The 22,282-nt window shown below is 66.3% G+C and carries 23 protein-coding genes; 10 read left to right on the forward strand and 13 right to left on the reverse strand.

Translation table 11 applies throughout. The features are described from left to right. Positions 1-5: 5 nt before the first annotated feature. The 9 genes from HG262_RS26625 to HG262_RS26665 form a co-directional block, all read right to left on the reverse strand. Positions 6-1,244, reverse strand: a complete 1,239-nt coding sequence (locus HG262_RS26625; RefSeq protein WP_169273872.1) for a thiolase family protein — start codon at positions 1,242-1,244, stop codon at positions 6-8. Next, a complete protein-coding gene (locus HG262_RS26630) occupies positions 1,241-1,948 on the reverse strand; it encodes an ABC transporter ATP-binding protein (protein WP_169273873.1) in 708 nt (235 codons plus the stop codon). The genes HG262_RS26625 and HG262_RS26630 overlap by 4 nt, the downstream gene beginning before the upstream one ends. Beyond that, positions 1,945-2,700, reverse strand: coding sequence for an ABC transporter ATP-binding protein (locus HG262_RS26635; protein ID WP_169273874.1), 756 nt, complete (start codon positions 2,698-2,700; stop codon positions 1,945-1,947). Before HG262_RS26635 ends, HG262_RS26630 begins: the two co-directional genes overlap by 4 nt. Beyond that, complete coding sequence (locus HG262_RS26640; RefSeq protein ID WP_169273875.1) at positions 2,697-3,719, reverse strand: branched-chain amino acid ABC transporter permease; 1,023 nt, start codon at positions 3,717-3,719, stop codon at positions 2,697-2,699. Before HG262_RS26640 ends, HG262_RS26635 begins: the two co-directional genes overlap by 4 nt. After that, on the reverse strand, positions 3,716-4,573 hold the full coding sequence (locus tag HG262_RS26645; RefSeq protein WP_169273876.1) for a branched-chain amino acid ABC transporter permease: 858 nt from the start codon (positions 4,571-4,573) through the stop codon (positions 3,716-3,718). The genes HG262_RS26640 and HG262_RS26645 overlap by 4 nt, the downstream gene beginning before the upstream one ends. Before the next feature lie 12 nt (positions 4,574-4,585). Next, positions 4,586-5,767, reverse strand: a complete 1,182-nt coding sequence (locus HG262_RS26650) for an ABC transporter substrate-binding protein (RefSeq protein WP_169273877.1) — start codon at positions 5,765-5,767, stop codon at positions 4,586-4,588. Between the two features lie 189 nt (positions 5,768-5,956). Then, a complete protein-coding gene (locus HG262_RS26655; protein WP_169273878.1) occupies positions 5,957-6,745 on the reverse strand; it encodes an ABC transporter ATP-binding protein in 789 nt (262 codons plus the stop codon). After that, positions 6,733-7,503 carry an ABC transporter permease gene (locus HG262_RS26660; protein WP_169273879.1) on the reverse strand — a complete coding sequence of 257 codons (771 nt, stop codon included), beginning with the start codon at positions 7,501-7,503 and terminating at the stop codon, positions 6,733-6,735. The genes HG262_RS26655 and HG262_RS26660 overlap by 13 nt, the downstream gene beginning before the upstream one ends. A 17-nt stretch (positions 7,504-7,520) precedes the next feature. Beyond that, on the reverse strand, positions 7,521-8,519 hold the full coding sequence (locus tag HG262_RS26665; RefSeq protein ID WP_169273880.1) for an aliphatic sulfonate ABC transporter substrate-binding protein: 999 nt from the start codon (positions 8,517-8,519) through the stop codon (positions 7,521-7,523). A gap of 266 nt (positions 8,520-8,785) precedes the next feature. On the opposite strand from HG262_RS26665, the gene HG262_RS26670 reads away from it, so the two are divergent. The 4 genes from HG262_RS26670 (at position 8,786) to HG262_RS26685 (ending at position 12,243) form a co-directional block, all read left to right on the forward strand. Beyond that, on the forward strand, positions 8,786-9,973 hold the full coding sequence (locus tag HG262_RS26670) for an FAD-binding oxidoreductase (protein WP_169273881.1): 1,188 nt from the start codon (positions 8,786-8,788) through the stop codon (positions 9,971-9,973). Between the two features lie 4 nt (positions 9,974-9,977). Beyond that, on the forward strand, positions 9,978-10,502 hold the full coding sequence (locus tag HG262_RS26675; RefSeq protein WP_169273882.1) for a HutD family protein: 525 nt from the start codon (positions 9,978-9,980) through the stop codon (positions 10,500-10,502). A gap of 62 nt (positions 10,503-10,564) precedes the next feature. Continuing rightward, positions 10,565-11,314, forward strand: coding sequence for an electron transfer flavoprotein subunit beta/FixA family protein (locus HG262_RS26680; RefSeq protein WP_169273883.1), 750 nt, complete (start codon positions 10,565-10,567; stop codon positions 11,312-11,314). Continuing rightward, entirely contained in the window at positions 11,314-12,243 is a 930-nt protein-coding gene (locus tag HG262_RS26685; RefSeq protein ID WP_169273884.1) for an FAD-binding protein, read from the forward strand. The genes HG262_RS26680 and HG262_RS26685 overlap by 1 nt, the downstream gene beginning before the upstream one ends. A 7-nt stretch (positions 12,244-12,250) precedes the next feature. Here the strand turns inward: HG262_RS26685 and HG262_RS26690 are convergent, their stop codons facing one another. The 3 genes from HG262_RS26690 to HG262_RS26700 all read right to left on the reverse strand — a co-directional run bounded on the left by HG262_RS26690 (position 12,251) and on the right by HG262_RS26700 (position 15,201). Further along, entirely contained in the window at positions 12,251-13,264 is a 1,014-nt protein-coding gene (locus HG262_RS26690; protein ID WP_169273885.1) for a LysR family transcriptional regulator, read from the reverse strand. A gap of 33 nt (positions 13,265-13,297) precedes the next feature. Then, positions 13,298-14,101 (reverse strand): N-formylglutamate deformylase, encoded by an 804-nt coding sequence (gene hutG / locus HG262_RS26695; protein WP_169273886.1) that lies wholly within the window; start codon positions 14,099-14,101, stop codon positions 13,298-13,300. Positions 14,102-14,247: 146 nt separating this feature from the next. Next, positions 14,248-15,201 (reverse strand): LysR family transcriptional regulator, encoded by a 954-nt coding sequence (locus HG262_RS26700; protein ID WP_169273887.1) that lies wholly within the window; start codon positions 15,199-15,201, stop codon positions 14,248-14,250. 107 nt (positions 15,202-15,308) lie between these two features. Between HG262_RS26700 and HG262_RS26705 the strand changes: the two genes are divergently transcribed. The 3 genes from HG262_RS26705 (at position 15,309) to HG262_RS26715 (ending at position 19,326) form a co-directional block, all read left to right on the forward strand. Then, the gene (locus tag HG262_RS26705; protein ID WP_169273888.1) at positions 15,309-16,532 is read left to right on the forward strand and encodes an MFS transporter; all 1,224 of its coding nucleotides are present in this window, start codon (positions 15,309-15,311) and stop codon (positions 16,530-16,532) included. 186 nt (positions 16,533-16,718) lie between these two features. Then, complete coding sequence (locus HG262_RS26710; RefSeq protein ID WP_169273889.1) at positions 16,719-17,513, forward strand: class I SAM-dependent methyltransferase; 795 nt, start codon at positions 16,719-16,721, stop codon at positions 17,511-17,513. Between the two features lie 247 nt (positions 17,514-17,760). Next, positions 17,761-19,326 (forward strand): ABC transporter substrate-binding protein, encoded by a 1,566-nt coding sequence (locus HG262_RS26715; RefSeq protein WP_169273890.1) that lies wholly within the window; start codon positions 17,761-17,763, stop codon positions 19,324-19,326. Between the two features lie 15 nt (positions 19,327-19,341). Here HG262_RS26715 and HG262_RS26720 read toward each other — a convergent pair whose 3' ends face one another. Then, complete coding sequence (locus HG262_RS26720) at positions 19,342-20,259, reverse strand: LysR family transcriptional regulator (RefSeq protein WP_169273891.1); 918 nt, start codon at positions 20,257-20,259, stop codon at positions 19,342-19,344. An 82-nt stretch (positions 20,260-20,341) separates the two neighbouring features. On the opposite strand from HG262_RS26720, the gene HG262_RS26725 reads away from it, so the two are divergent. The 3 genes from HG262_RS26725 to HG262_RS26735 form a co-directional block, all read left to right on the forward strand. Further along, the gene (locus HG262_RS26725) at positions 20,342-21,469 is read left to right on the forward strand and encodes an FAD-dependent oxidoreductase (RefSeq protein WP_211187789.1); all 1,128 of its coding nucleotides are present in this window, start codon (positions 20,342-20,344) and stop codon (positions 21,467-21,469) included. Continuing rightward, positions 21,450-21,746: a (2Fe-2S)-binding protein gene (locus HG262_RS26730; protein ID WP_169273892.1), complete on the forward strand. Its 297-nt coding sequence runs from the start codon at positions 21,450-21,452 to the stop codon at positions 21,744-21,746. The genes HG262_RS26725 and HG262_RS26730 overlap by 20 nt, the downstream gene beginning before the upstream one ends. Continuing rightward, positions 21,743-22,282 (forward strand): FAD-dependent oxidoreductase (locus HG262_RS26735; RefSeq protein ID WP_169273893.1); only part of this gene is annotated, 540 nt, incomplete at its 3' end. The genes HG262_RS26730 and HG262_RS26735, both read left to right, overlap by 4 nt.

Raw genomic sequence — 22,282 nt, forward strand, 5'->3', positions numbered from 1 at the left:
CGAGGTCAGTGGCCGAGCAGCGTGATGCAGGTCACCGCCTCCTCCACGCCGTTGAAGCCGCCTCCGTTTTCCGCGATGGCGAAGCGCGCGCCCTCTACCTGGCGCGCGCCAGCCTCCCCGCGCAGTTGGATCACCATTTCATGGACCTGGGCCAAACCGGTGGCACCAATGGGATGGCCGCGCGACAGCAAGCCGCCAGACACGTTGATGGGGATGCGGCCGCCCAGGCTGGTGGCGCCCGATTCGGCCATTGGCCCGCCTTCGCCGAACCGGCAGAATCCCAGGGCTTCGGTCTGTTGGATTTCGGCGAACGCCGTGGCGTCGTGGACCTCGGCCAGCGACATGTCCTCCGGGCCGACACCGGCGCGTTCGTATGCCTCAAGCGCGGCAAGATGGCAAAGATGGCGGTCGTAGCGATCCGCCGGGCGGTCGGTGGCGGTGCGCAGAACGCTGGCGTACAAGCGCACCGCCCGTGCGTGCCGCAACCGTTTCAAGCCTTGCGCGTTGCAGATGATGGCGGCGGCCGCGCCGTCGCTGATGGGGGCGCACATGGGTAGCGTCAGTGGCCAGGACACGGGCCGGGCGGCCAGGGCTTCGTCGATGGTCATTGGGTACTGGAACTGGGCCAACGGATTGCGCGTGGAATGCATGTGGTTTTTGGCGGCGACGGCGGCAAGCTGGCGCTGCGTGGTGCCAAAGGTCTTCATGTGCAGGCGGGCCAGGCTGGCGTAGATGTCCATGAACACGCTGCGCTTGCCCGGCTCTTCGAAGCCGGGCGGGGGCGTGACGTCAGGCGCAAGGGCCATCAGCCGCGCCATCTGCGCCGGTGCGTCGTGCACGTCCCAGGCGCCGTCGAACACGGCGAAACTCTTGGCCTTGTCTTCGGCGTACAGCTTGTCCACGCCCACGGCCAGGCAGATGTCGCCGGCGCCGGACGCCACGTACAGGTGCGCGGCGTTCAGCGCCGTGCTGGAACTGGCGCAAGCGTTCTCGACATTGGTGACCGGAATGCCGGCGATGCCCATGGCCTTCAGCGCCACCTGACCCGCGACCATGTATTGGCCTTCGATGGCGCCCTGGCCGGCCGTGGCGAAGTAGGCCGCTTGCAGGTCGGCGGCGTTGCAGCCGGCGTCGGTCAACGCCTGCGTGACGGCATCCCGGACCAGGTCCTTGACGCTTTTTTCAGGTTGTTTGTCGAAGCGGGTAATGCCTACGCCCGCGATAAAGGTCTTGCCTTCGCTCATGCTCGGACCCCGGTTGTAAGAATGGATTCAATGATGTGCCGGTCTGCCAGGACGTCCGCGGCCGAGCCGCTCCAGGCGATTTCGCCATGGTCCAGCACGTACTGGCGATGCGCCAGCCGGGCGGGGACTTTCAGGTTCTGTTCGACCAGGACGATTCCCGTTCCTTGGCGGTGGACCTCTGTGAATACGTCGATCAAGTCCGTAACGATTCGGGGCGCCAGGCCTTCGGTGGGTTCGTCCAGCAGCAGGATGCGGGGGTTGCCCAGCAGCGCGCGCGCGATCGACAGCATTTGCTGTTCACCGCCGGACAACTGGTCTCCGTCGAAGCCGATGCGTTCGCCCAGACGCGGGAACACGTGCAGCACGCGTTCCAATGTCCAGTAGCCAGGCCGGTGCGCCAGCGCGCCCATGCGCAGGTTCTCGCGCACGGTCAAGTTGGGAAAGATGCGGCGGGTATCGGGCACCAGCGCGATGCCGTCGCGGCTGATCTGTTCGACCGCGCGGTGGGTGGCGTCCTGGCTGCCGTTGCGTCGGCTTCCCGACGACAGTGGCAGCAGTCCGATCAGCGCCTTGAGCAGCGTGGACTTGCCGGCGCCGTTGCGCCCGACAATGGCGACGATCTCGTCCTGCGCCGCGTGCAACGTGATGTCTTTAAGCGCCAGTGCCTGGCCGTAATGCACCTGGGCATGCAGCAGTTCGATCATGCGGCCACCTCTTCGCCCAGGTAGACCGCTCGTACGGTGGCGTCCTCACGAACGGCGTCTGGCGTTCCTTCGGCCACTTTTCGGCCGTTTGACAGCACGACGATATGCTCGGACAGCGTCATGATCACATCCATATTGTGTTCGATGAGCAGGACCGTGCGGCCGGCGGCGGCGTGGCGGATCAGACGGGTGGCGCCTGCGATTTCATGGTGGCCCACGCCTGCCAGCGGTTCGTCCAGGAGCAAGATGCGGGGATCGGGCAGCAGGGTCAGGCCCAGTTCCAACGCGCGTTGCAGGCCGTACGACAAGGTGCCGGCGACCGTGTCGCGCCAGGGCGCCAGATCCGTCAGTTCGAGCATGGCGTCGATGGTGGGAGCCAAGCGGCGGTCATATCGCGGCGCCAGCCAGAACGGCAGCAAGCGCGAATGGCTGATCTGCGCGGCGATGCGCAGGTTCTCCAATACCGTCATTTCAGGAAAGATCTTGGTGATCTGGAAGCTGCGGCCGATACCGTGACGGGCGCGTTCGTAGGCGCGTAGGCGCGAGAGGTCCGCGCCATGGCACAGGATGCGTCCGCCGTGACCCGGAAGGTGCCCGGCCAGCACGTTGAGCAAGGTCGTCTTGCCTGCGCCGTTCGGGCCGATCAGGCCATAGACCCGGCCGGTTTCGAAGGCGTAGCTGAAATTCTCGATGGCACGCAGCGCGCCGAACGTGACGCTGACGTTGTCGCATTGCAGGGCGATGCGGCTCATGAGGGGCTCCCTTCGCCAGGCACCAGAGGCGCGTCGGAGGTGGCTTTGGTGGCAGGTTGGGGCGTTGGAGCCGCCCGGCGGGCCAAGCGCAAGCGGGCTTGCAGGGCACCCAGGACTCCTTGCGGAAAGTACAGCGTGGCCAAGATGAAAATCAGCCCCAGGATGCCGTACCAATATGGCGTCCAACCGCTAAGCCATTCCTTCAGGACTTCAAACAGCAGCACGCCCGCCACCGGCCCCCACAGCGTGCCGGCACCGCCCAGCAACGTCATGATGATGACATCGCCCGACGTGGTCCAATGCAGCATTTGCGGATTCATGTACATCAGGACGGCTGCCAGCAGCCCGCCCGCCAGTCCGCCGACCGCGCCGGAAACCAGGAAGGTGACCTGCTTGAGGCGCTGCACGTTATAGCCTAGTTGGCTCGCTCGGATCTCGTTTTGGCGTACGCCCGCGACGGCCCGCCCGAAGGGCGAGGCCCGCAGCATTGCCATGAAGGCCATCACCAGGGCGAAGACCGCTGCGACGTACCAGTAGAAGTTCACGGTGTCGAAGAAGTCGATGCCGGCAAGTTCCGGCCTGCCGATGCCAGGCAGGCCATCCGCGCCGCCCGTCCATTCGCGTAGTTTGCTGTCGGCCAGGATGTACATCAGTTGTGATAACGCCAGCGTGACCAGGGCGAAGAAGATGCCGGACACCCGCAGCGCGAACACGCTGAAGAGCCAGGCGCAGGCTGCGCCGGCCAGGATGGCGAACGCGAGCCCGGCTTCGAACGGCAAGCCGTATCGCTGCGTGGCCAGGGCCAGCGCGTAGCCGCCCGTGCCCAGGAAGGCGGCGTGGCCGAAGGACACCATGCCCAGCAGGCCGAACACGAGGTCGAAGCCCACGGCGAATATCGACCACACCATGATCAGGATGGTCAGGTTCAGCAGGAAGTCGTTTTGGGTGAGAAACGGCACCGCCAGCACGGCGGCGGCAACGCCGACGGCAATGGCGGCATCTTGGCGGAAGGTCGTCATGCCAACCTCGCTTGGCGGGAAAACAGCCCCTGCGGACGCGTGAGCAGCGTGGCGATCAGCATGGCGAACGTCAGGATGTCTACCCAACTGGGCATGAAGGTATATCCCACCGCGCGGACCATGCCGATCAACAGCGACGCGGCGACCACGCCGCGGATATTGCCCAGCCCCCCCAGGATGACCACGATGAAGCAGTCGATGATGGTATTGGTGGCCATGCCCAGTTCGATCGGAAAGAGCGGGGCGGAGATGGCGCCGGCCAGGCCGGCCAGCGCGGCGCCCACGCCGAACACGGCGCTGCGGATAGTGGCGGCCGGCAACCCCAGGATGCGTACCATTTCGCCGTCGCTGCTGGCGGCGCGCACCAGCATGCCGAACGTGCTTTTTTCCAGCACGAAGAAGAGCACCACCGAGACCAGCAGGCCGAAAGCAATGACAAAAAGCCGGTAGACCGGGATGGTGCTGCCCGCCAGGTCCACGGTGCCCGAAAGCAACGTCGGCATCGGTGTCTCCTGATAGCCCAGGCCCCAAATGAACTTCACGGCTTCACTGATGACGAGGATGAAGCCGAATGTGAGGATCAACTGGTAGAAGTGGGGGCGGCTGTAGAGCGGCCGCAGGGCCAGGCGTTCCATTGCCACGCCCACCAAGCCCACGCCGGCGGTCGCCACGACCAGACCGGCGATGAACGAGCCGGTGCGCAGTTGGATGTCGAAGGCCAGGTAGGCGCCCAGCATGTACAGCGCGCCGTGGGCGAAGTTGATGACGCCCAGCATGCCGAAGATTAGCGTCAGGCCGGACGCCAGCAGGAACAGCAGCATTCCCAGGCTCAAGCCGATGATTACCGTGGACATGGCAGTGATCCGTCAGCCCGCGCAGGGCTCAAACACCTGGTCCGGCGGGAAGACGCCGACGATGTCCATGACATAGGCTGGCTGGGGGGCCTTGCCTGCGGTCACGACGCCCCACAACCCGTTCTGCATCGCCTGGTGGTCGCAGGCGCGCATGGTCTTCTTGCCTTCCACGGAGTTGTCGCGCACGCTGCCGGCAAACGCGTCCACCCACTTTTCCTTGTCCCAGCTGCCGGTCTTCTCCACGACGTCCAGCCACCAGCTCATGCCGTCATAGGCTTCGCCTGCGGCGGCGGAAGGGTACTCGTTGTATTTCTTGCGAAACGCCTCGACGAAAGCCTTATTGGGCGCGTTCTCGACGGTGAAGTGATAGCGCACGCCTGATTGCACGCCGATCGAGGTGGGGCCCACGCCGGCCGCCATGGTCTCGTCGGCGATGACGGGGCCGAAGATCTTGCGCGTCTTGCCCAGCTCGATCTGTCCTGCCTGCTTGACCATGGTGACGGCATCCGAACCCGTCATGAACAGCGCCACGCCGTCCGCGTTCGAGCGGGCGATCTTGTCGGCGATGGACGAATAATCCCGGTTGCCCAGCGGGGGGAAGTCGGCCCCGACGATCTCGATGCCGGCCTTCTCGGCTTCGCGGCGGTACCAGTCCCAACTGTCGCGCGTGGCCTGGTAGTCGGCCGTGACGCCATAAATGCGCTTGAGCTTCTGCTCCTTGGTGTAGGCCAGCGCCATGCGCTGTTCCATGCCCAACGTGTTGGAGGTGCGGAACGTGTAGCGCGAGCCGCCAGGCACCGTGATCTTGTCGTCGGCCGACATCGTGACCAGGTGCGGGATCTTGCGTTGCTTGGCGATGTTCATGATGGCCAGGGTGCTGGCTGAACTGACCGCGCCGAAGATCATCTGCGACCCGTCGGAGATCAGGCGCGTGGTCTTCTGGACCGCGGGCTGGGGTTTGGTCTCGTCGTCCTCCCAGGTGACCTGGATAGGCTTGCCCAGCACCTTGCCGCCGCGCTGTTCGATTGCCACCGTCACGCCCTTGCGCATGTCTTCGCCAAAGATGCCGTAAGTACCCGACAGCGACACGACGCCGCCGATTTTGAACGTTTCGGGTTCGGCCGCGTGCGCGCCCGTCGTAAACACGGCGCACAGCGCCAGCGCGCCATAGGCGGCAGAACTCCATGACTTCATTGTTGTCTCCTCGTATTTTTCATTGTCGCTCGTAATGTTTTACGTAGCCTTATTGATATACTACGTCCGCCTTTGTGATCTGAATAATTGGGGTAAACCCGCTTTGTCCGGGCAAAAGAAACCGCCCCAAGGCCGGCGGGCGCTTGGGGCGGTTCAGAGGGAAAAAGGGGCGGGCAAGCCGCCTTGCATCTAATCGCTGGCCAGTTCCATGCTGCGCGTGACCTCTTCCTGCACGCGTTCCCAGATGGACCGCTTGAGCTCCACGAAACGCGGCGACAACTGAACGTCGGCGCTGCGCGGATGCGGCAGGTCGTTGTGGATGTCCTGCACGATGCGCCCGGGCTTGGACCCCATCACGGCCATGCGGGTCGACAGCGTCAGGGCCTCGTCGATCGAGTGCGTGATGAAGACGATTGTCTTGCCGCTTTGCTCGTAGATCGACAGCAACTGGTCCTGCAGCACCTGTCGCGTCATGGCGTCCAGCGCGGCGAACGGTTCGTCGAACAGCATCACGTCCGGGTCGTTGGCCAGCACCCGAGCGATCGACACCCGCTGTTTCATGCCGCCCGACAGCGCATGCGGATACTTGTCGGCCGCCGCTTTCAGGCCGACCATGTCGATGTACTTGCGGGCGATGGGCGCGCGTTCCTGCTTGGACATGCCGCGCATCTTCAGGCCGAACTCCACGTTTTCCTGCACGGTGCGCCACGGAAACAACGCGTATTGCTGGAACACCATGCCGCAGGCGGCGGTGACGTCGGTGACGGCGCGGCCATTGATGGCGACGGTGCCGGTGTTGGGCGTGATGAAGCCCGCCATCAAGTTCAGCAAGGTGGACTTGCCGCAGCCGGATGCGCCCAGCAGCACCAGGAATTCGCCGCGCTTGACCTCCAGGTCCACGCGGTCCAGCACGGCCACGTCGCCATAGGATTTCGAGATGCCTTTCAGCTGGATCATCGTGTCGTTCATCGTTGCCATGCCAGCACCCATCGCTCAAGAAGCCGCAAACACAGATCGGTCACCAGCACGGTGAAACTGATCAGCACCATGCCCAGCACCACGGTGTCGGTCTGGAAGAATTCCTTGCCGTTCATGATCATGAACCCCAGGCCTTCCTTGGAGGCCACCAGCTCCGCGGAAATCACACAGGTCCACGACAGGCCAAGGATGATCTTCATGCCCGACAGGATCTGCGGCAGGCAACCGGGGAACAGCACTTCGCGCATCACCTGCCAGCGGTTGGCGCCCAGGTTGCGCGCCGCCCGCACCAGCACCGGGTCGATGCTGCGCGACGCTTCCATCACGTACAGCAGCGCCGGCACGAACGAACCCATGAACACGATGCTGTACTTCTGCGTTTCGGTGATGCCGAACCACAGCAGCGACAGCGGGATCCAGCTCATGGAAGGCAACGGCCGCAGGAACGAGATGATGGGGTCGAATACGGCGCGCGCCACCTTCGACGTGCCCAGCAGGATGCCCAGCGGAATGGCCACGATGACTGCCGCCAGGAAGCCCACCATCACGCGGCGGGTGGAGGCCAGCACGTTGTAGAACAGTGTGCCCTGGTCGGACAGGGACCAGGCCCGCGCCAGGACCTGGGTCGGCGCGGGCAGGAAGATGGGATCGACCGCGCCGGCGCGGCACAGGCCTTCCCACAGCAACAAGAAGCTAAGAAGCGAAAACACGCTGACCCAGATCAGCCGTGTTTCCCTTGAAGTCGAACGCGAGGACATAGGCAGCGGTCCCGCGCTTACAGGTACGAGGCCTGGACCCAGTCCTTGACCTGGGGCGCCTTGTCGATCTGCTTGAGCGTCACCAGCATCTCGGCCAGTTGCTGCATGCCGGCGACGAAGTTGCCCGGGTCCACCATCAGGCCCTTCTGGTCCGCGGCGGAATACCACTGCGTCTGCTTGATGACGGCCAGTTGGTCGTCTTTGGACAGGCCGGTCAGTTCCAGCAGCACGCTGGCGGCCTCTTCGGGTTGCTCGGTCAACATGGCGTTGGCCTGGAAGACGGCGTGCAGGAATTTCTTCACCGCTTCCGGGTTCTCGCGCCCCAGCTTGGCGTGCGTCAGCAGCACGTCCGGCCCGGGGGTGATGGCGTACTGCTTGTAGAGCGAGAACGCGGTGTCGTCCAGCAGCACGTGCGTGCCCGGCACGGCCTTGATGCGGTCGAAGGCCGGGGTCCAGGCGACTGCCGCGTCGATCTGCTTGCCCTGATAGGCGGACAGCAGGTTGGTGGCCGGCAGATTGATGATGGACACGTCGCGGTCCGGGTTCAGGCCGGCCTGGCGCAGCACGTCCAGCAGCAGCACATGGGCGCTGGACGCATAGGTCACGCCGATCTTCTTGCCCTTCAGGTCGGCCACCGACTTGACGTCCTCGCGCACCAGCACGCCTTCGGCGCGGCCGAAGTTGTTGGGCGTGGCAATCACCTGGAACTGGCGCGCGCCGGCGGCCATCAGGGCCAGCGACGAGACGACGCCGGTGCCGGCCAGGTCGATGTTGCCGGCCATCACGGCGCTCATGCGGTCGGACGACGTGGCGAAGCTCTGCCACTTGATGTCCAGGCCCTGCTTGGCGAAGAGGCCCGTTTTCATGGCGATGTAGGCCGAATAGTGGCCCAGCCAGGCCGAACCGCCATAGGTGTACGAGGCGTTGGCGGCGCGGCCGACCATGGGAAATCCCAGGGCGCTGGCGCCCGCCAACGTTGCGGTGCGCACCAGCATGGCGCGGCGAGTCATGTTCATATTTTTCCCCTACTGGAATGTAGATTGACCGATAGATGTCATGTCGCCGGCACTCTGGGGTGCGGCAGGCCAGACTGTCACCCGGCCACCGCCTGGCGGCGTGAATATAAGGAGCGGCGATGGTCAAAATTCGCCGTGCTTAAGCAATTCGGTTCTGCGGACGCCGTTTCATCGGCCGCTTTTATTAAGTATTCGCGCTGCTTATATTGCGGCGGCCGGGATAGGGCAGGTTCACACTCGCGCCACTTGTCCTTGGAGCCTTATCCGTGAAAAGTTTTGACGTGATCGTGATTGGTGCCGGCGTGATCGGCAGTTCGGTAGCCTTCCATCTGGCCGAACTGGGCGCAAAGAATGTGCTGGTGCTGGACCGGGCCACGATCGGCGCCGGCACGACCTCGCAGTCGTCCGGCATCCTGCGCACCCACTACTCGGTGCGCGAGAACGTGGAATTGGCCCAGCGGTCCTGGAACGTGTTCAACAATTTCGCCAGCTACGTGGGCGATGACGAGGCCTCTTGCGGCCTGGTCAAGTGCGGCTATCTGATCAGCGCGGCAGACAACGACAAGCTGGAGCCGTTGCGCGGCGCGCTGGAACAGCAGCGCGCACAGGGCATCGCGCTGGAACTGTTGAACGCCGCCCAGGCGCGCGAGCTGCTGCCCATCGCCTCGTTCGACGATGCGGCGCTGATCGGCTTTGAGCCCGACGCCGGCTTTGCCGATGCGTATCTGGTGGCCACCAGCTTTGCGCGCGGCGCGCGCCGCCGCGGCGTGACCATCCGCGAAAATGTCGACGTCCGCAAATTACTCATCGAGGATGGGCGCGTGGTCGGCGTGTCCACCTCCGAGGGCGACTACGCCAGCCCGCTGGTCATCAGCACGCAAAACATCTGGACGTCGGAATTGGCCGCCTGGACGGGCGTTGCGATGCCGGTGGTGCCGGAACGCCACGCGGTGCTGGCGCTGGAATGCGAGGCCGCGCCCTACACGTATTCGATGCCGGTCTACAAGGACCTGGCATCCCCCGGCATGCTGTATTGCCGCAGCTACGGCGGCAACCAGATGCTGGTCAGCGAGGGCATCGTGGGCGAGGCGCTGCAAAAGAGCGACGCCGAACAGGGCGATATCCCGCTGGACTACGTGGCCGAAGTGGGTGAGCAGGTGGCCGCGCGCTTCCCCGCTTACGAGACCGCCGGGCTGGCCTCGTCCTGGACCGGCGTATACGACGTGACGCCCGACTGGAATCCCGTGCTGGGCCGCGTGCCCGGCGTAGCGGGCCTGATTGTGGGCTTTGGTTTTTCGGGCCATGGCTTCAAGTTGTCGCCGACCGTGGGCCGCGTGCTGGCGCAGGAGGCCTTGGGCCTGGCGACCGACGTGTCGCTCAAGCCATACGACATCGGCCGCTTCGAAAGCGGCGCGTTGCTGACCGGGAAGTACGGCCTTGGCGCCGTCTCCTGATCGCATGCGCTGGACACGCGCCGCTTGGCAGGCCTTGCCGCCCGAGCCGTGGAAGAACGGCGGCGGCGTCACGCGCACGCTGGCGGTGGACGGGCAGGCGGCGATGCCGCGCTGGCGCGTCAGCATCGCGGACATCGAGCGGGATGGCCCGTATTCGCGCTTTCCGGGCTACGACCGCGTATCGGTCGTGCTGTCGGGCCAAGGCGTGGCGCTGCAAGGAGAGGGCGCCGGGCTCGATCTGCTGCCCGGCGTGCCGACGGCGTTTGCCGGCGACCTCGCGCTGGAGTGCCGTCTGTTGGGCGGTCCCGTGCGGGTGTTGAACCTGTTCGTGCTGCGCGGCGCGGCCCAGGCAACGGTGTCCTGTGCCGGCTCGGCACGCGCCCCGCTGATTGTCGGCGCGCTTGCCGCCGTTCCCGCTTTGGTTCAGGCGTTCGGCATCAGCGTGGAGTGGGGCGCCGGGCCGCTGGCGGTGGGCGGGCGGGAGGCCGTGTTGCTGGACTTGCGCGTGGCGGCGCTTGCTGCCGCCTGACCGCTCTTCTCTTCGCCTCCTGCCGGGGGCATTGATTGATTCCTTAATCCAGGAGTGTTCGCATGAAGGTATTAACCGCCGTCAAGCGCGTGGTTGACTACAACGTCAAGGTACGTGTCAAGGCCGACCAGAGCGGCGTGGATATCGGCAACGTCAAGATGTCGATGAACCCGTTCGATGAAATCGCCGTCGAGGCGGCCGTGCGCTTGAAAGAGCAAGGCGCGGCGGCCGACGTGGTCGCCGTGTCTTGCGGCACGGCGTCGTCCCAGGAAACGCTGCGCACCGCGCTGGCGATCGGCGCGGATCGCGGCGTGCTGGTGCAGACCGACGCCGTGCTGCAGCCGTTGGCCGTGGCCAAGCTGCTGTGCGCCGTGGTGCAGCAGGAGCAGCCCGCACTGGTGATCCTGGGCAAGCAGGCGATCGACGACGACGCGTGCCAGACCGGACAGATGCTTGCGGCGCTGCTGGGCTGGCCGCAGGCCACCAACGCCAGCGCCATCGAGATTGACGGCGCCGAGGTACGTGTCACGCGCGAGGTCGACGGCGGCCTGGAGGTGCTGGCGCTGACGCTGCCTGCCATCGTCACTGCCGATTTGCGGCTGAATGAGCCGCGCTATGTCACGCTGCCCAACATCATGAAGGCCAAGAAGAAGCCGGTGGATGTCCTGACGCCGGAGGCGCTGGGCGTGGATCCGGGGTCGCGCCTGGAGACGTTGCGCGTGGAAGAACCCGCCGTGCGGGCGCCTGGCATCAAGGTGGCGGACGTGGCCGCGCTGATCGATAAACTCAAGAACGAAGCGAAGGTGATCTGATGACGGTCCTGGTTATTGCCGAACACGACAACCGCGTACTTGCCGGCGCGACGCGCAACGCCATCGCCGCCGCAGGCAAGCTGGGCGTGCCGATCCACGTGCTGGTGGCGGGGGCGGGCGCGCAAGCCGTGGCGGACGCCGCCGCAGGTGTCGCGGGCGTCCAGAAAGTGCTGCTGGCCGACGCGCCGCATCTGGGGGATGGCCTGGCCGAGAACCTGGCCGCGCAGGCGGTGGCGGTCGCGGGCGGCTATGCACATCTGTTCCTGGCCGCCACCACGCAAGGCAAGAGCGTGGCCCCGCGCGTGGCCGCCCTGCTGGACGTGGCGCAGGTGTCCGATGTGATCGAGGTGGTGTCGGCCGACACGTTCAAGCGTCCTATCTATGCGGGCAACGCGATCGCCACGGTCAAGAGCGGCTACCCCGTCGTTGTGGCGACGATCCGCCCGACTGCCTTCGACGCCGCGCCGGCCGAGGGCGGTAGCGCGCCGGTCGAAACGGTCGCTGCCGTGGCGGATGCGGGCCGGGCGCGTTTCGTCAGCCGCGAGCTCGCGGTGTCGGAGCGCCCGGATCTGGGCGGCGCACGCGTGGTGGTGTCGGGGGGGCGCGGGCTGGGCAGCGCGGAAAACTTCAAGCTGCTGGACCCGTTGGCGCAGAAGCTGGGCGCCGCCCTCGGGGCATCGCGCGCGGCGGTGGACGCGGGGTACGCACCCAATGATTGGCAGGTGGGGCAGACCGGCAAGATCGTGGCGCCGGCGCTGTATGTGGCCGTCGGGATCTCGGGCGCCATCCAGCACTTGGCCGGCATGAAGGACTCCAAGACCATCGTCGCCATCAACAAGGACGGCGACGCGCCGATCTTCGGCGTGGCGGACTACGGTCTGGTCGACGATCTGTTCGAGGCCGTCCCCGCCTTCACCGCCGGGTTGTAGGGGCGCGTCAACGCCGCATGCTGCGCCACAGCGTGGCGGGCGGCAGCCCCAGGGCCGGGGCGATGTCTTTCTGGATCAGGCGTTCCACCGCCATCAGGATCACGTCCCGCGCCTCGGTGGGCAGCTTGCCCACTTCCTGCTGCCGCGCCGCCAGATACAGCGTGCGTGACAGGCTCGCGTCGTCGCTGCGCGCAACGCCCAGGTAAGGCGCCAGCGGCAACACGCGCAACTGGTCCACGAAATGGCGCGACTGCCAGATGCACAGCGGCGTGCTGATCGCGAAGCCGATGCCCGCCGTGACCAGGCTGAGCAGCGGGTCGGTATTGTCGAATTCAAAGGTGCGCTCGATCATCACGTCGTGCGATTCGATCAGGCGATCGATTTCGGCGCCGATGAACGAACGCGCGCTGTAGCGGATGAACTGCGTGCGTTTGCCCAGTTCCTTGAGCGTATCGATTTTGTCCATGTCCATCGTGCGCGGCACGATCAGCACATAGGGTTCGCTGAACAGGCTGTATTTTTTGATGGTGGGCTTGCCGGCCACGGCGCTGGTGGTGACCACCAGGTCAAGTTGCCGGTCTTCCAGCTGCTTGTCCAGCACGGGCGTAATGCCCGACCATAGCCGGATCTGGCGCGACGCGCCCGACAGACCATGGATCAGCGTGGGCCCCAGCGTGCCCGCGAATGAGTCCACGCAGCCGAAGCGCACGATGTTGCGCTTGGCCCGGCTCAGGTTGCGCACGCTCTCCGTCATGTCGCCGGCCTGGGCGAGCAGGCGCGCGGCATGGTCGAACAGCAGCTCGCCGGCGGGCGTGGGCCGCGCCGGCCGCGTGCTGCGGTCCAGCAGTTCGGTCGACATCGCGCCTTCCAGCTGCTTGATCCGCTGCGACACCGCCGCTTGTGACAGGCCCAAGAGGCGCGCCGCGCCGGAAACCGACGCGGCTTCCACCACCGCCACCCAGGTCAGCAACAGGCTCCATTCCGGATAGTTTTCCGTCGTGCTGAAGGAAAATCGGTTCATCGCCTGGCGTGTCCTGGACCGAGATGCGGGGGATCAGCGCTGACGCGCCGTGGTCTGCCGCAGGGCGGCTTGCACCATGCCTTCGACCACGGGGATGACCTTGCCGGCCAGGTCGGCCCGCCAGCCGTAGGGATGGGTTTCGTCCATGTAGGTGGACTGGCACATTTCCAGCTGGATGGCGTGGATATTGTCGGCCGGCGCACCGTAGTGGCGCGTGATGTAGCCGCCCTTGAAACGGCCGTTGATGGCCCAGGTGTAGTCGCGGCAGCCGTCCAGTTGTTCCTTGACCGCTGCCAGGATGTCCGGGGCGCATGCCGCGCCGTCGGACGTGCCGATGTTCAGGTCGGGCAGCTTGCCGTCGAACAGGCGCGGCAGCACGCTGGCGATGGAATGCGCCTCCCACAGCAGCACGGTGCCGTGCTCGGCCTTGATGCGGCCCAGTTCTTCGCGCAGCTTGGCGTGATAAGGCTGCCAATAGGTCTGCAAGCGGTGCGCGCGTTCGGCATCCGTCAGCACCGCGTCGTTCTGGTAGAGGGCGTCGCCGCGGAATGTCTGGGTCGGGCACAGGCCCGTCTTGGTCTGGCCGGGATACAGGCTTTCGTCGTTGGGCGGGCGGTTCAGGTCCACCACATAGCGCGAATAGCGCGCGCCGATCACCGAAGCGCCCACCGCCTGGGCGAATTGGTACAGCGTGTCCAGGTGCCAGTCGGTGTCGCCGGACTCCAGGCCCAGCGGCGTCATCTGCGCGCGCTGCGTATCGGGGATCTGGCTGCCCAAATGGGGAATGGAGATCAGCAGCGGGGCGGTGCCGCGGCTGAAATGATAGATGTCGCTCAAGGGAAAACTCCGGGTAGCAAAGACGGTACGCTGCGGGCGCTGCCGCAGGCGATGGGCGCTTGTATGCTAGGCAGCATGGCCCGTCGCGGTAATTGCATCAGTTTAATGGATATTGATGATCAGGCTGGCTGATGCAAAGCAAAAGATCATGGGCACACGGGTTGCGCATAGGGTGCCCACGGCGGATCCGTGTTCCAGACGCCGGCGATCTCATCGATCAGCACGCGCACCTTGGGCGACAGATGCCGCCGGTGCGGATACACCGCGCACACCGGCGCGCCCGTCGGGGCCACGGTTTCCAGCACGGGCGCCAGTCGGCCCGCGCGCAAGTCGTCGGCCACCAGGAACGCGCCCAGCTGCACGATCCCGTCGCCCGCCAGCGCGGCGTCGCGCAGGGCTTCGGTATGACCCAGGCGCAGGCGGCCGGCGATGGACACGTGGCGATCCTGGCCCTGGGCGGCAAAGCGCCACGGCACCAACTGCCCCGCGTGCGTGTACGCCAGCGTCTGATGCTGGCTCAAGGCGTCGGGCGTGATCGGCACGCCGTGGCGCGCCAGGTAGGCCGGCGCGGCGCAGGTGATCAACCGGTGCGGCGCCAGTACCCGCCGTACCAGCCGGCTGTCCACGTCGCCGCCGATGCGGATCGCCACATCGATGCCGTCGCGCACCAGATCGGTGTAGTCGTCGGAAAAGCTGACGTCCGCTTCCACGTCGGGCCAGCGCCGCAGGTAGGCGCGCAGCAGCGGCATCAGATGCAGCCTGCCCAGCGACACCGGCAAGTCGATGCGCAGGCGGCCGCGCGGCGCTTGCTTGCGGCTGGCCATGGCATCGGTGGCATTGTCGACTTCAGACAGGATGCGCTGCGCGTGCTCGTAGAAGATGCGGCCGTCGTCGCTCAGGCTGACGCTGCGCGTGCTTCGGTGCATCAGCCGGGCGCCCAGGCTTTGCTCCAGCCGGGCGATACATTTGCCGATGGCCGATCGCGAGAGGCCCAGCTTTTCCGCAGCCGCCGTGAAGCTCTGCGCGTCAGCCACGCGTACGAACGCCAGCAGGTCGCCGATGTGGTCCAGACGGTGGGAAGGGGCGGCGTTATTGTCCACGAATTGTCCCTTGTGTTTCGCTTTTTGCCTACTTTATCAGCACATTGGAAACAGTAGACTGCATAGGGGTCGGCCTGGCAACAGGCCATTTCCGGATAGACCCACCTATGCCCCGCAGCACGCCTTCCTCTACTCCAACCCGTTCCGACCCGCTCGTCCGGACTTCCCGGCGCGCCTGGCTGGGCGTCCTTGCCGTGGGCTTGGCCACGTTCAGCGTCGTCACCACCGAAATGCTGCCGGTGGGCCTGCTGGTGCCCATCACTGGCGACCTGGGCGTGTCGGTGGGCGAGGGCGGCCTGATGCTTTTCGTGCCCGCGATCCTGGCGGCGTTGTTTGCGCCGCTGGTCGTGGTGGCGGCGAAACGCGCGGACCGTCGCTGGCTGCTGTGCGGATTGTTGGCGCTGCTGACGGGCGCCAATCTGGCCAGCGCGCTGGCGCCGTCCATGGCCTGGTTCCTGGCGGCGCGCGTGCTGGTGGGCGTGTGCATCGGCGGCATCTGGGCGATAGCGGGGGGCCTGGCAAGCAGGATTGTTCCGCCGCAGGCGGTGGGAACGGCCACCGCCATCATCTTTGGCGGCGTGGCCGTCGCCTCGGTGCTGGGCGTGCCGCTGGGCGCCTTCATCGGCGACCTGGCGGGTTGGCGCAGCGCGTTCGGCGCGATGGCGGTTTTGTGCGCGGCCGTGCTGTTGCTGATCGGCGTGGTTCTGTCGCCGTTGCCCGCGGCGCGCGGCCTGTCCGCGCGCCAACTGGCCGGGCAGTTTTCGAATCCGGCGGTGCGCCTTGGCTTGCTGGTTACCTTGTTCCTGGTGGCCGGGCATTTCATGGCGTACACCTTCGTCCGGCCACTGCTGCAATCGCAGGCGGGCTTTGGCCAGGAGTGGATCGGCCCGTTGCTGTTCGCCTATGGCGCGGCTGGCGTCGCGGGCAATTTCGTAGCGGGGCCGGCCGCCGCCCGACATCCGGGTGGCGTGTTGCTGGCGATCGCCGTTGCGTTGTTGTTGACGCTGGCGCTGCTGGCCGGGCTGGGGCATCTGCGCATCGCGGGCGGCGTCTTGCTGGTGGCGTGGGGGCTTGCGTATGGCGGTGTGTCGGTATCGCTTCAGGCCTGGATGATGCGTGCCGCGCCGGATGCCGTCGAGGCCGCCACGGCGCTGTTCGTGGCGATGTTCAATCTGGGGATCGCTGCCGGTTCATTGCTGGGCGTGCCCAGTGTGGACGCGCTGGGCTTGCGGGCGAACCTGTCGCTGGCGGCGGCGTGCATGCTGCTGCCGGCGGGCGCGCTGTGGTGGTGGCAACAGCGGGCGCGTGAGGACGGTCCGGCATTTCGGTAGAATTTCCGCATCTTCCAGGAGCGCATCGAAGTGATCCTCTAAAGCCGACAAGAATCAGACTGCCGTGCCCAGCCTTCGCGCCGTGGGCCGCCGTCTCGTCGGGCCTGCTCTACGGAGCCGGCCGCCATGGTTGTGCGTGCCTGCCGCCCCGCGCGGCGTCGCGCAAGCCGCTTCAAAGGATCATTCATGACTGCCTCTTCTTCCTTCGATTTCCTTTCCCACAACCAGGCCGCCTGGGACCAGCTTGCCGTGCAAGACTGCGAATGGTCGCGCCCCGTCACGACCGAAACCATCACCGCCGCGCGCGCGGGCCAGTGGTCGGTGCATCTGACGCCGGGGCCGCTGCCGCGCGGCTGGCTGGATCAACCCCAAGGCCTGCGCATTCTTTGCCTGGCCTCGGCGGGCGGCCAGCAGGCGCCAGTGCTGGCCGCGGTCGGCGCACAGGTGACCGTCTTCGATGCGTCGGAAAAGCAATTGGACCAGGACCGCCACGTGGCCGCACGCGATGGCTTGGCGCTGGAAGCGGTGCAAGGCGACATGCGCGACTTGTCGGCGTTTGCGGACGCGTCGTTCGACGTCGTGTTCCACCCGATTTCGAACCTGTATGTGCCGGACGTGCGGCCGGTATGGCGCGAATGCCATCGGGTTTTGCGGCGTGGCGGCCGCCTGCTGTCCAGCTTCTACAACCCGATCGTGTTCGTGGGCGACCGCGATCCCGCCTACGCGAAGCAGGGCGTGATCCGGCCCGCGTATGCCTTGCCTTATGCCGACACCCGCGACCTGGACGCCGCGGCGCTGGACGCGAAATTGGCGCGCGGAGAGGCGGTGGTATTCGGGCACAGCCTGACCGACCAGATCGGTGGCCAGCTGGACGCGGGCTTCCTGCTTGCGGGCTTTCACGAAGATCAGCAGCCCAATCCCCGTTTCCTGATCGACCGCTACGTGCCGACGTTCCTGGCGACGTACGCCGTCAAGCCGTAGTCCGCCGTGCGTGCTCTCGGTGTTTTCCCGGGGGCACGGCTTTTTTCATCCCTCAGTACTAACCATTAGCCTCTATCGGGCGCTCCAGTGCGGCGCGTTCGGCAAAACGCGTGCGTATAACCCTGAGGAATAGCCCAAGCACCTGAAGGACTTTGACGCCATGGCGTCCCGATCCTAGTCTGCAGTCACGCCGTATCTTCGACTGCGAATTTCGAATGCCGCCAGCGCGCGGCGCACAAGGGAAGCCATGAATCGTCCTGTACCCCTCGCCCTGGCGGCCGCGTTCCTGGCGGTCTGTAGCACCGGTCTGGCCACGCCGGCGCAAGCGCAAGAGCGCCCCGTGCTGCGTATCAGTTCGGGCGCCGCCGACAACGCCACGCTTGACCCCCACCGCGCGACGTCCACCGCCGACAAAGGGGTGGCGGCGCAGATGTTCGATGCGCTGGTGCAGTTCCCGGCGGGCAGCGCCGACCCCAAAGCGTTGGAGCCGGGCCTGGCCGAACGCTGGGAAGCCTCGGCCGACAGCAAGGTGTGGACGTTCCACCTGCGCCACGGCGTCCAGTTCCATGGCGGCTACGGCGAGTTGAAAGCCGACGACGTGGTCTATTCGATCCAGCGCGCCGGCGATCCCAACCGATCCAGCTTCGCCGCCACCTTCGCCATCATCGACAAGGTCGAAGCGCTGGACGACTACACCGTGCGGGTCACGCTGAAATATCCCGACGCGACCTTCCTGGGCCGCGTCTCGAACTATCACGGCGGCAACATCGTCAGCAAGAAGGCGGCCGAGAAGCTGGGCGACAAGTTCGGCGCCGGCCCCATCGGCACCGGCCCGTTCGCGTTCGGCGAACACGTCACCCAGCAGTACGTGAAGCTGGTGGCCAACGACGCGTACTTTCGCGGCAAACCCAAGCTGGGCGGGATCCTGTATCGCATGATCCCGTCGGACAGCGCCCGCGAACTGGCCTTCACCTCGAACGAAATCGACGTCATGCAGGGCAAGCGCGAGCAGCGGTGGGTCGAACGGTCGGCCAAGCGCGGCATGAAGATCGATATCTTCGAACCGGCCGAGTTCCGCACGCTGCACCTGAACCGCAACGTCAAGCCGCTGGACAACCTGAAGGTGCGCCAGGCGGTCGCCGCCGCGGTCAACGTGGATGAAATCGTGCGCTATGCGGGCAAGGACGTGGCCGACAAGGGCTGTTCGGTGGTGCCCAACGGCTATCTGGGCCAGGATTGCAGCGCGGGCGCCTACGCCTATGAAGTGGATCGCGCCAAGAAGCTGCTGGCGGAAGCGGGCTATCCCAATGGCATCGAGATCAAGTCCGTCGTGTCGAACATCTCGGCGCAGCAGCCCATCATGGAAATCGTGCAGGCGCAGTTGGCCAAGGCCGGCATCAAGCTCAACATGGAAGTGGTGGACCACGCGACCTACCAGGCCAAGAGCCGCCAGGACCTGAGCGGGCTGGTGTTCTACGGCGCGGCGCGCTTCCCCAACGCGGATACGTACCTGACCGAGTTCTACGACTCGGCCGCCGCCATCGGTGCGCCGGGCGCGATGTCGAATTTCTCGCATTGCTCGGTGGCCGACGACGCGATCCGCCAGGCACGGGTGGAACCCGACGCGCAGAAGCAGCTGGCCTTGTGGAAGGACGCGCAGGTGAAGATCCATGACGATGTCTGCGCCGTTCCCTTGTTCGGGCTGAAACAGGTGTGGGCGCGCGGCGACCGTGTGAATTATGGCTACGCCTTGACCGGCGCGTTGAACCTGCAGCCTCCCATCACCGAACTGACGACGGTCAGCGCGCCCTGACCGGCGCGCCGGTCGTCATTGGCCTTTGAGCACTTCGCGGGAAACCTGCGCGGCCACGTCGCGGGCCGCGTCGACAAAGGCTTCGACCAGCGCCGCGTTGCGCGAGGTGTGCACGCGGCACAACTGGAAGTGGAACAGCAGCTCTGGATCAAACCGCCGCAAGACCATGCGGCTATGCAACCCTTCGGCGAACAACGGATGAATCAAGGAAACCCCCAGCCCCGCCGCGACGAATTCGCAGGCCGTGGGCGCCGTGTTGGTGTCCAGCACCACATTCAATCGGGCGCCGGCCTGGCTGAATGCCTGGCGCACCAATTCGTGCGTCTGGCTGTCCGCGCCGAAGGACACGAACGGCAGGCCGCTCAGATCGCGCGGCCGCACCACGCGCTTGCGCGTCAGCTCGTGATTCGGGGGCATGGCGCAGAACAACGGGTATTGGAACAGCGGCTCGCGATCGATGTAGGGGTTGTCGACGCGGCTGCCCACCAACGCTACGTCGATATGGCGGGTTGCCAGCCAGTCCGCCAGGAACAGCGACCCGCGGCTTTGGATCGACACGCGCACGTCGGGATGCCGCTTCAGGAACTGCATGGTCACGCGGCGGATGAACGGGCCGGCCAGCGCGGGCAGGACGCCGACGTTCAGCGTGCGCTGTTCGTCGCGGCGGATGGAATCGACTGCCTGCTCCACTTGGCGCAAGCCGCTGAAGACGCGGTCGATCTCTTCGTACAGCCGCATGCCCTGGTTGGTCAGCGCCAGCTTGCCGCGCACGCGGTCAAAGAGCGACAGGCCCGTTTCGGCCTCCAGATGCGACAGCAGCTTGCTGACGGCCGGCTGCGATACGCCCAGCGCTACGGCGGCCTGACTGGCGGTGCCATGTTCGACAACCGCCTTGAACGCTTCGATCTGCCGCAAGTTCAACGTCTGATTCATGCCATAACCCAGTTTGATGGAAACCCGATTTCCTGTCGCAAAGGTTATAGCGCCGGATTCGTCCGCACAAGAAGGAATCGCCATGCGCCAGGAGTTTGACCTCATCGTGGCGGGCGCCGGCATGGTCGGCGCCGCGATCGCCTACGGGCTGGCGGGGCACGGGCGGCGCGTGTTGATGCTGGATGGCGCCGACACCGATTTCCGCGCGGCCAAGGCCAACTTCGGCCTGGTCTGGCTGCAAGGCAAGGGCCACGGCCACCCGGCCTATCAACGCCTGTCGCATCAGGCGGTGCAGGCGTGGCCGGACTTTGCACAAGCGCTGGAAGCCGACAGCGGCATGACGCTGGCCTATGAACGCCGGGGCGGCCTGCATTTCTGCCTGGGCGACGCTGAACTCTCCGCCCGCGCGGCGCGCCTGGCCGCCTGGCATGCGCAGGCGCCGGAATTGGCGCCCCGTACGCAGCTGCTGGATCGTGGCGAGCTGCTGCGCCGCTTTCCGTCGATGCGCCTGGGCGCCGACGTGGCGGGCGCAAGCGTCGGCGAACTGGACGGGCACGTCAACCCGCTGCGCCTCCTGGCCGCCCTGCAGGCCGCGTTCTTGAAACGGGGTGGAACCCTGCTGAACCGGCATGCCGTGACCGCCATCGACGCGATGCCCGGCGGCGGCTTTACCGTGGGGGCCGGTGGCTTCCACGCGCGCGCCGAGCGCGTCGTGATCGCCGCGGGGTTGGGATCGGCCGCCCTGGGGGCGATGGTCGGGTTGGATGTGCCGTTGCGGCCCCAGCGCGGCCAGATCCTGGTCACTGAACGGCTGGCGCCCCTGCTGCCGGTACCCGCCAGCGGCATCCGCCAAACCGCCGAAGGCACCGTCATGGTCGGCCTGACCCAGGAAGAAGTCGGATACGACCTGGGCACCACGTCCGCCGCTGCGGTGCGCATGACGCGCAACGCGTTGCGCATCCTGCCTGATCTGGCGCAGGCAAGGCTGGTTCGGCAATGGTCGTGCCTGCGGATCATGACGCCCGACGGCTGTCCCGTCTACGCAAGTTCCCCCCTTCACCCCGGCGCGGACATCGCGCTGTGCCATTCGGGCGTGACGCTGGCTTCATTTCATGCCGGACCCTATGCCCGTGCATTGGCCGGCGCCACGCCGCTCGAACCCTTGGATGCCTTTCACCATGAGCGTTTCAATGTTCAGAAAGCTGCATGAGTCCGGCGCGCCCGCGCTGACGCTCACCATAGACGGCCAGTCCGTCGCCGCCGAACCCGGCGAAACCGTGGCAGCGGTGCTGCTGCGCCAGCAGACGCCGGCCACCCGGACCACGCCCGTGCATGAAAGCCCGCGCGCCCCGTACTGCATGATGGGCGTGTGCTTCGACTGCCTGGCCATCGTGGATGGCGTGGCGTCCACCCAGACCTGTCTGGTCACGGTGCGCGATGGCATGCGCGTCGAGCGCCAGTTCGGCCGCCGGAGCGTCCTGCCATGAAGCGCGAATTCGACGTTGTGGTGATCGGCGCCGGCCCGGCCGGCATGAGCGCGGCTATTGGCCTGCGCGGCCAGGGCCTGTCGGTGCTGGTGGTGGACGAGCAGCCTGCGCCCGGCGGCCAGATATGGCGCGCGGTGGAGGCCGTGGCACAGACGCCGACGGGCACGCTGCTGGGCAGCGAATACCGTGCCGGGGCGGCGCTGGCGCACGCGTTCCGCGACAGCGGCGCCGCTTATCAGCCGCAGACGCAGGTCTGGCAGATCGAGCCGGGCTGGCACGTGTATATGACGCGGGACGGGCAGGCCGAGTCGGTGCGCGCCGACCGCATTGTGCTGGCATTGGGTGCGCAGGAGCGGCCTGCGCCGTTCCCGGGCTGGACCCTGCCGGGCGTCTTGACGGTGGGGGCGGCGCAGATCCTGCTGAAGACGTCGCGCCAGGTGCCGGCCGATCCGGTCTGGGTGGCGGGCAGCGGGCCGTTGCCGCTGCTCTACATGGCGCAGCTGTTGCGCGCCGGCGGCAAGATCGCCGGCTGGCTC

The sequence above is a fragment of the Achromobacter sp. Bel genome (assembly GCF_012928505.1).
Lineage (GTDB): Bacteria > Pseudomonadota > Gammaproteobacteria > Burkholderiales > Burkholderiaceae_B > Achromobacter.

What these genes read in the sequence shown, in the direction of transcription:
- HG262_RS26625 (WP_169273872.1), bottom strand. Translation starts at nt 1,244, where the DNA reads ATGAGCGAAGGCAAGACCTTTATCGCGGGCGTAGGCATTACCCGCTTC.
- HG262_RS26630 (WP_169273873.1), bottom strand. Translation starts at nt 1,948, where the DNA reads ATGATCGAACTGCTGCATGCCCAGGTGCATTACGGCCAGGCACTGGCG.
- HG262_RS26635 (WP_169273874.1), bottom strand. Translation starts at nt 2,700, where the DNA reads ATGAGCCGCATCGCCCTGCAATGCGACAACGTCAGCGTCACGTTCGGC.
- HG262_RS26640 (WP_169273875.1), bottom strand. Translation starts at nt 3,719, where the DNA reads ATGACGACCTTCCGCCAAGATGCCGCCATTGCCGTCGGCGTTGCCGCC.
- HG262_RS26645 (WP_169273876.1), bottom strand. Translation starts at nt 4,573, where the DNA reads ATGTCCACGGTAATCATCGGCTTGAGCCTGGGAATGCTGCTGTTCCTG.
- HG262_RS26650 (WP_169273877.1), bottom strand. Translation starts at nt 5,767, where the DNA reads ATGAAGTCATGGAGTTCTGCCGCCTATGGCGCGCTGGCGCTGTGCGCC.
- HG262_RS26655 (WP_169273878.1), bottom strand. Translation starts at nt 6,745, where the DNA reads ATGGCAACGATGAACGACACGATGATCCAGCTGAAAGGCATCTCGAAA.
- HG262_RS26660 (WP_169273879.1), bottom strand. Translation starts at nt 7,503, where the DNA reads ATGTCCTCGCGTTCGACTTCAAGGGAAACACGGCTGATCTGGGTCAGC.
- HG262_RS26665 (WP_169273880.1), bottom strand. Translation starts at nt 8,519, where the DNA reads ATGAACATGACTCGCCGCGCCATGCTGGTGCGCACCGCAACGTTGGCG.
- HG262_RS26675 (WP_169273882.1), top strand. Translation starts at nt 9,978, where the DNA reads ATGCGCTGGACACGCGCCGCTTGGCAGGCCTTGCCGCCCGAGCCGTGG.
- HG262_RS26680 (WP_169273883.1), top strand. Translation starts at nt 10,565, where the DNA reads ATGAAGGTATTAACCGCCGTCAAGCGCGTGGTTGACTACAACGTCAAG.
- HG262_RS26685 (WP_169273884.1), top strand. Translation starts at nt 11,314, where the DNA reads ATGACGGTCCTGGTTATTGCCGAACACGACAACCGCGTACTTGCCGGC.
- HG262_RS26690 (WP_169273885.1), bottom strand. Translation starts at nt 13,264, where the DNA reads ATGAACCGATTTTCCTTCAGCACGACGGAAAACTATCCGGAATGGAGC.
- HG262_RS26705 (WP_169273888.1), top strand. Translation starts at nt 15,309, where the DNA reads ATGCCCCGCAGCACGCCTTCCTCTACTCCAACCCGTTCCGACCCGCTC.
- HG262_RS26710 (WP_169273889.1), top strand. Translation starts at nt 16,719, where the DNA reads ATGACTGCCTCTTCTTCCTTCGATTTCCTTTCCCACAACCAGGCCGCC.
- HG262_RS26715 (WP_169273890.1), top strand. Translation starts at nt 17,761, where the DNA reads ATGAATCGTCCTGTACCCCTCGCCCTGGCGGCCGCGTTCCTGGCGGTC.
- HG262_RS26720 (WP_169273891.1), bottom strand. Translation starts at nt 20,259, where the DNA reads ATGAATCAGACGTTGAACTTGCGGCAGATCGAAGCGTTCAAGGCGGTT.
- HG262_RS26725 (WP_211187789.1), top strand. Translation starts at nt 20,342, where the DNA reads ATGCGCCAGGAGTTTGACCTCATCGTGGCGGGCGCCGGCATGGTCGGC.
- HG262_RS26730 (WP_169273892.1), top strand. Translation starts at nt 21,450, where the DNA reads ATGTTCAGAAAGCTGCATGAGTCCGGCGCGCCCGCGCTGACGCTCACC.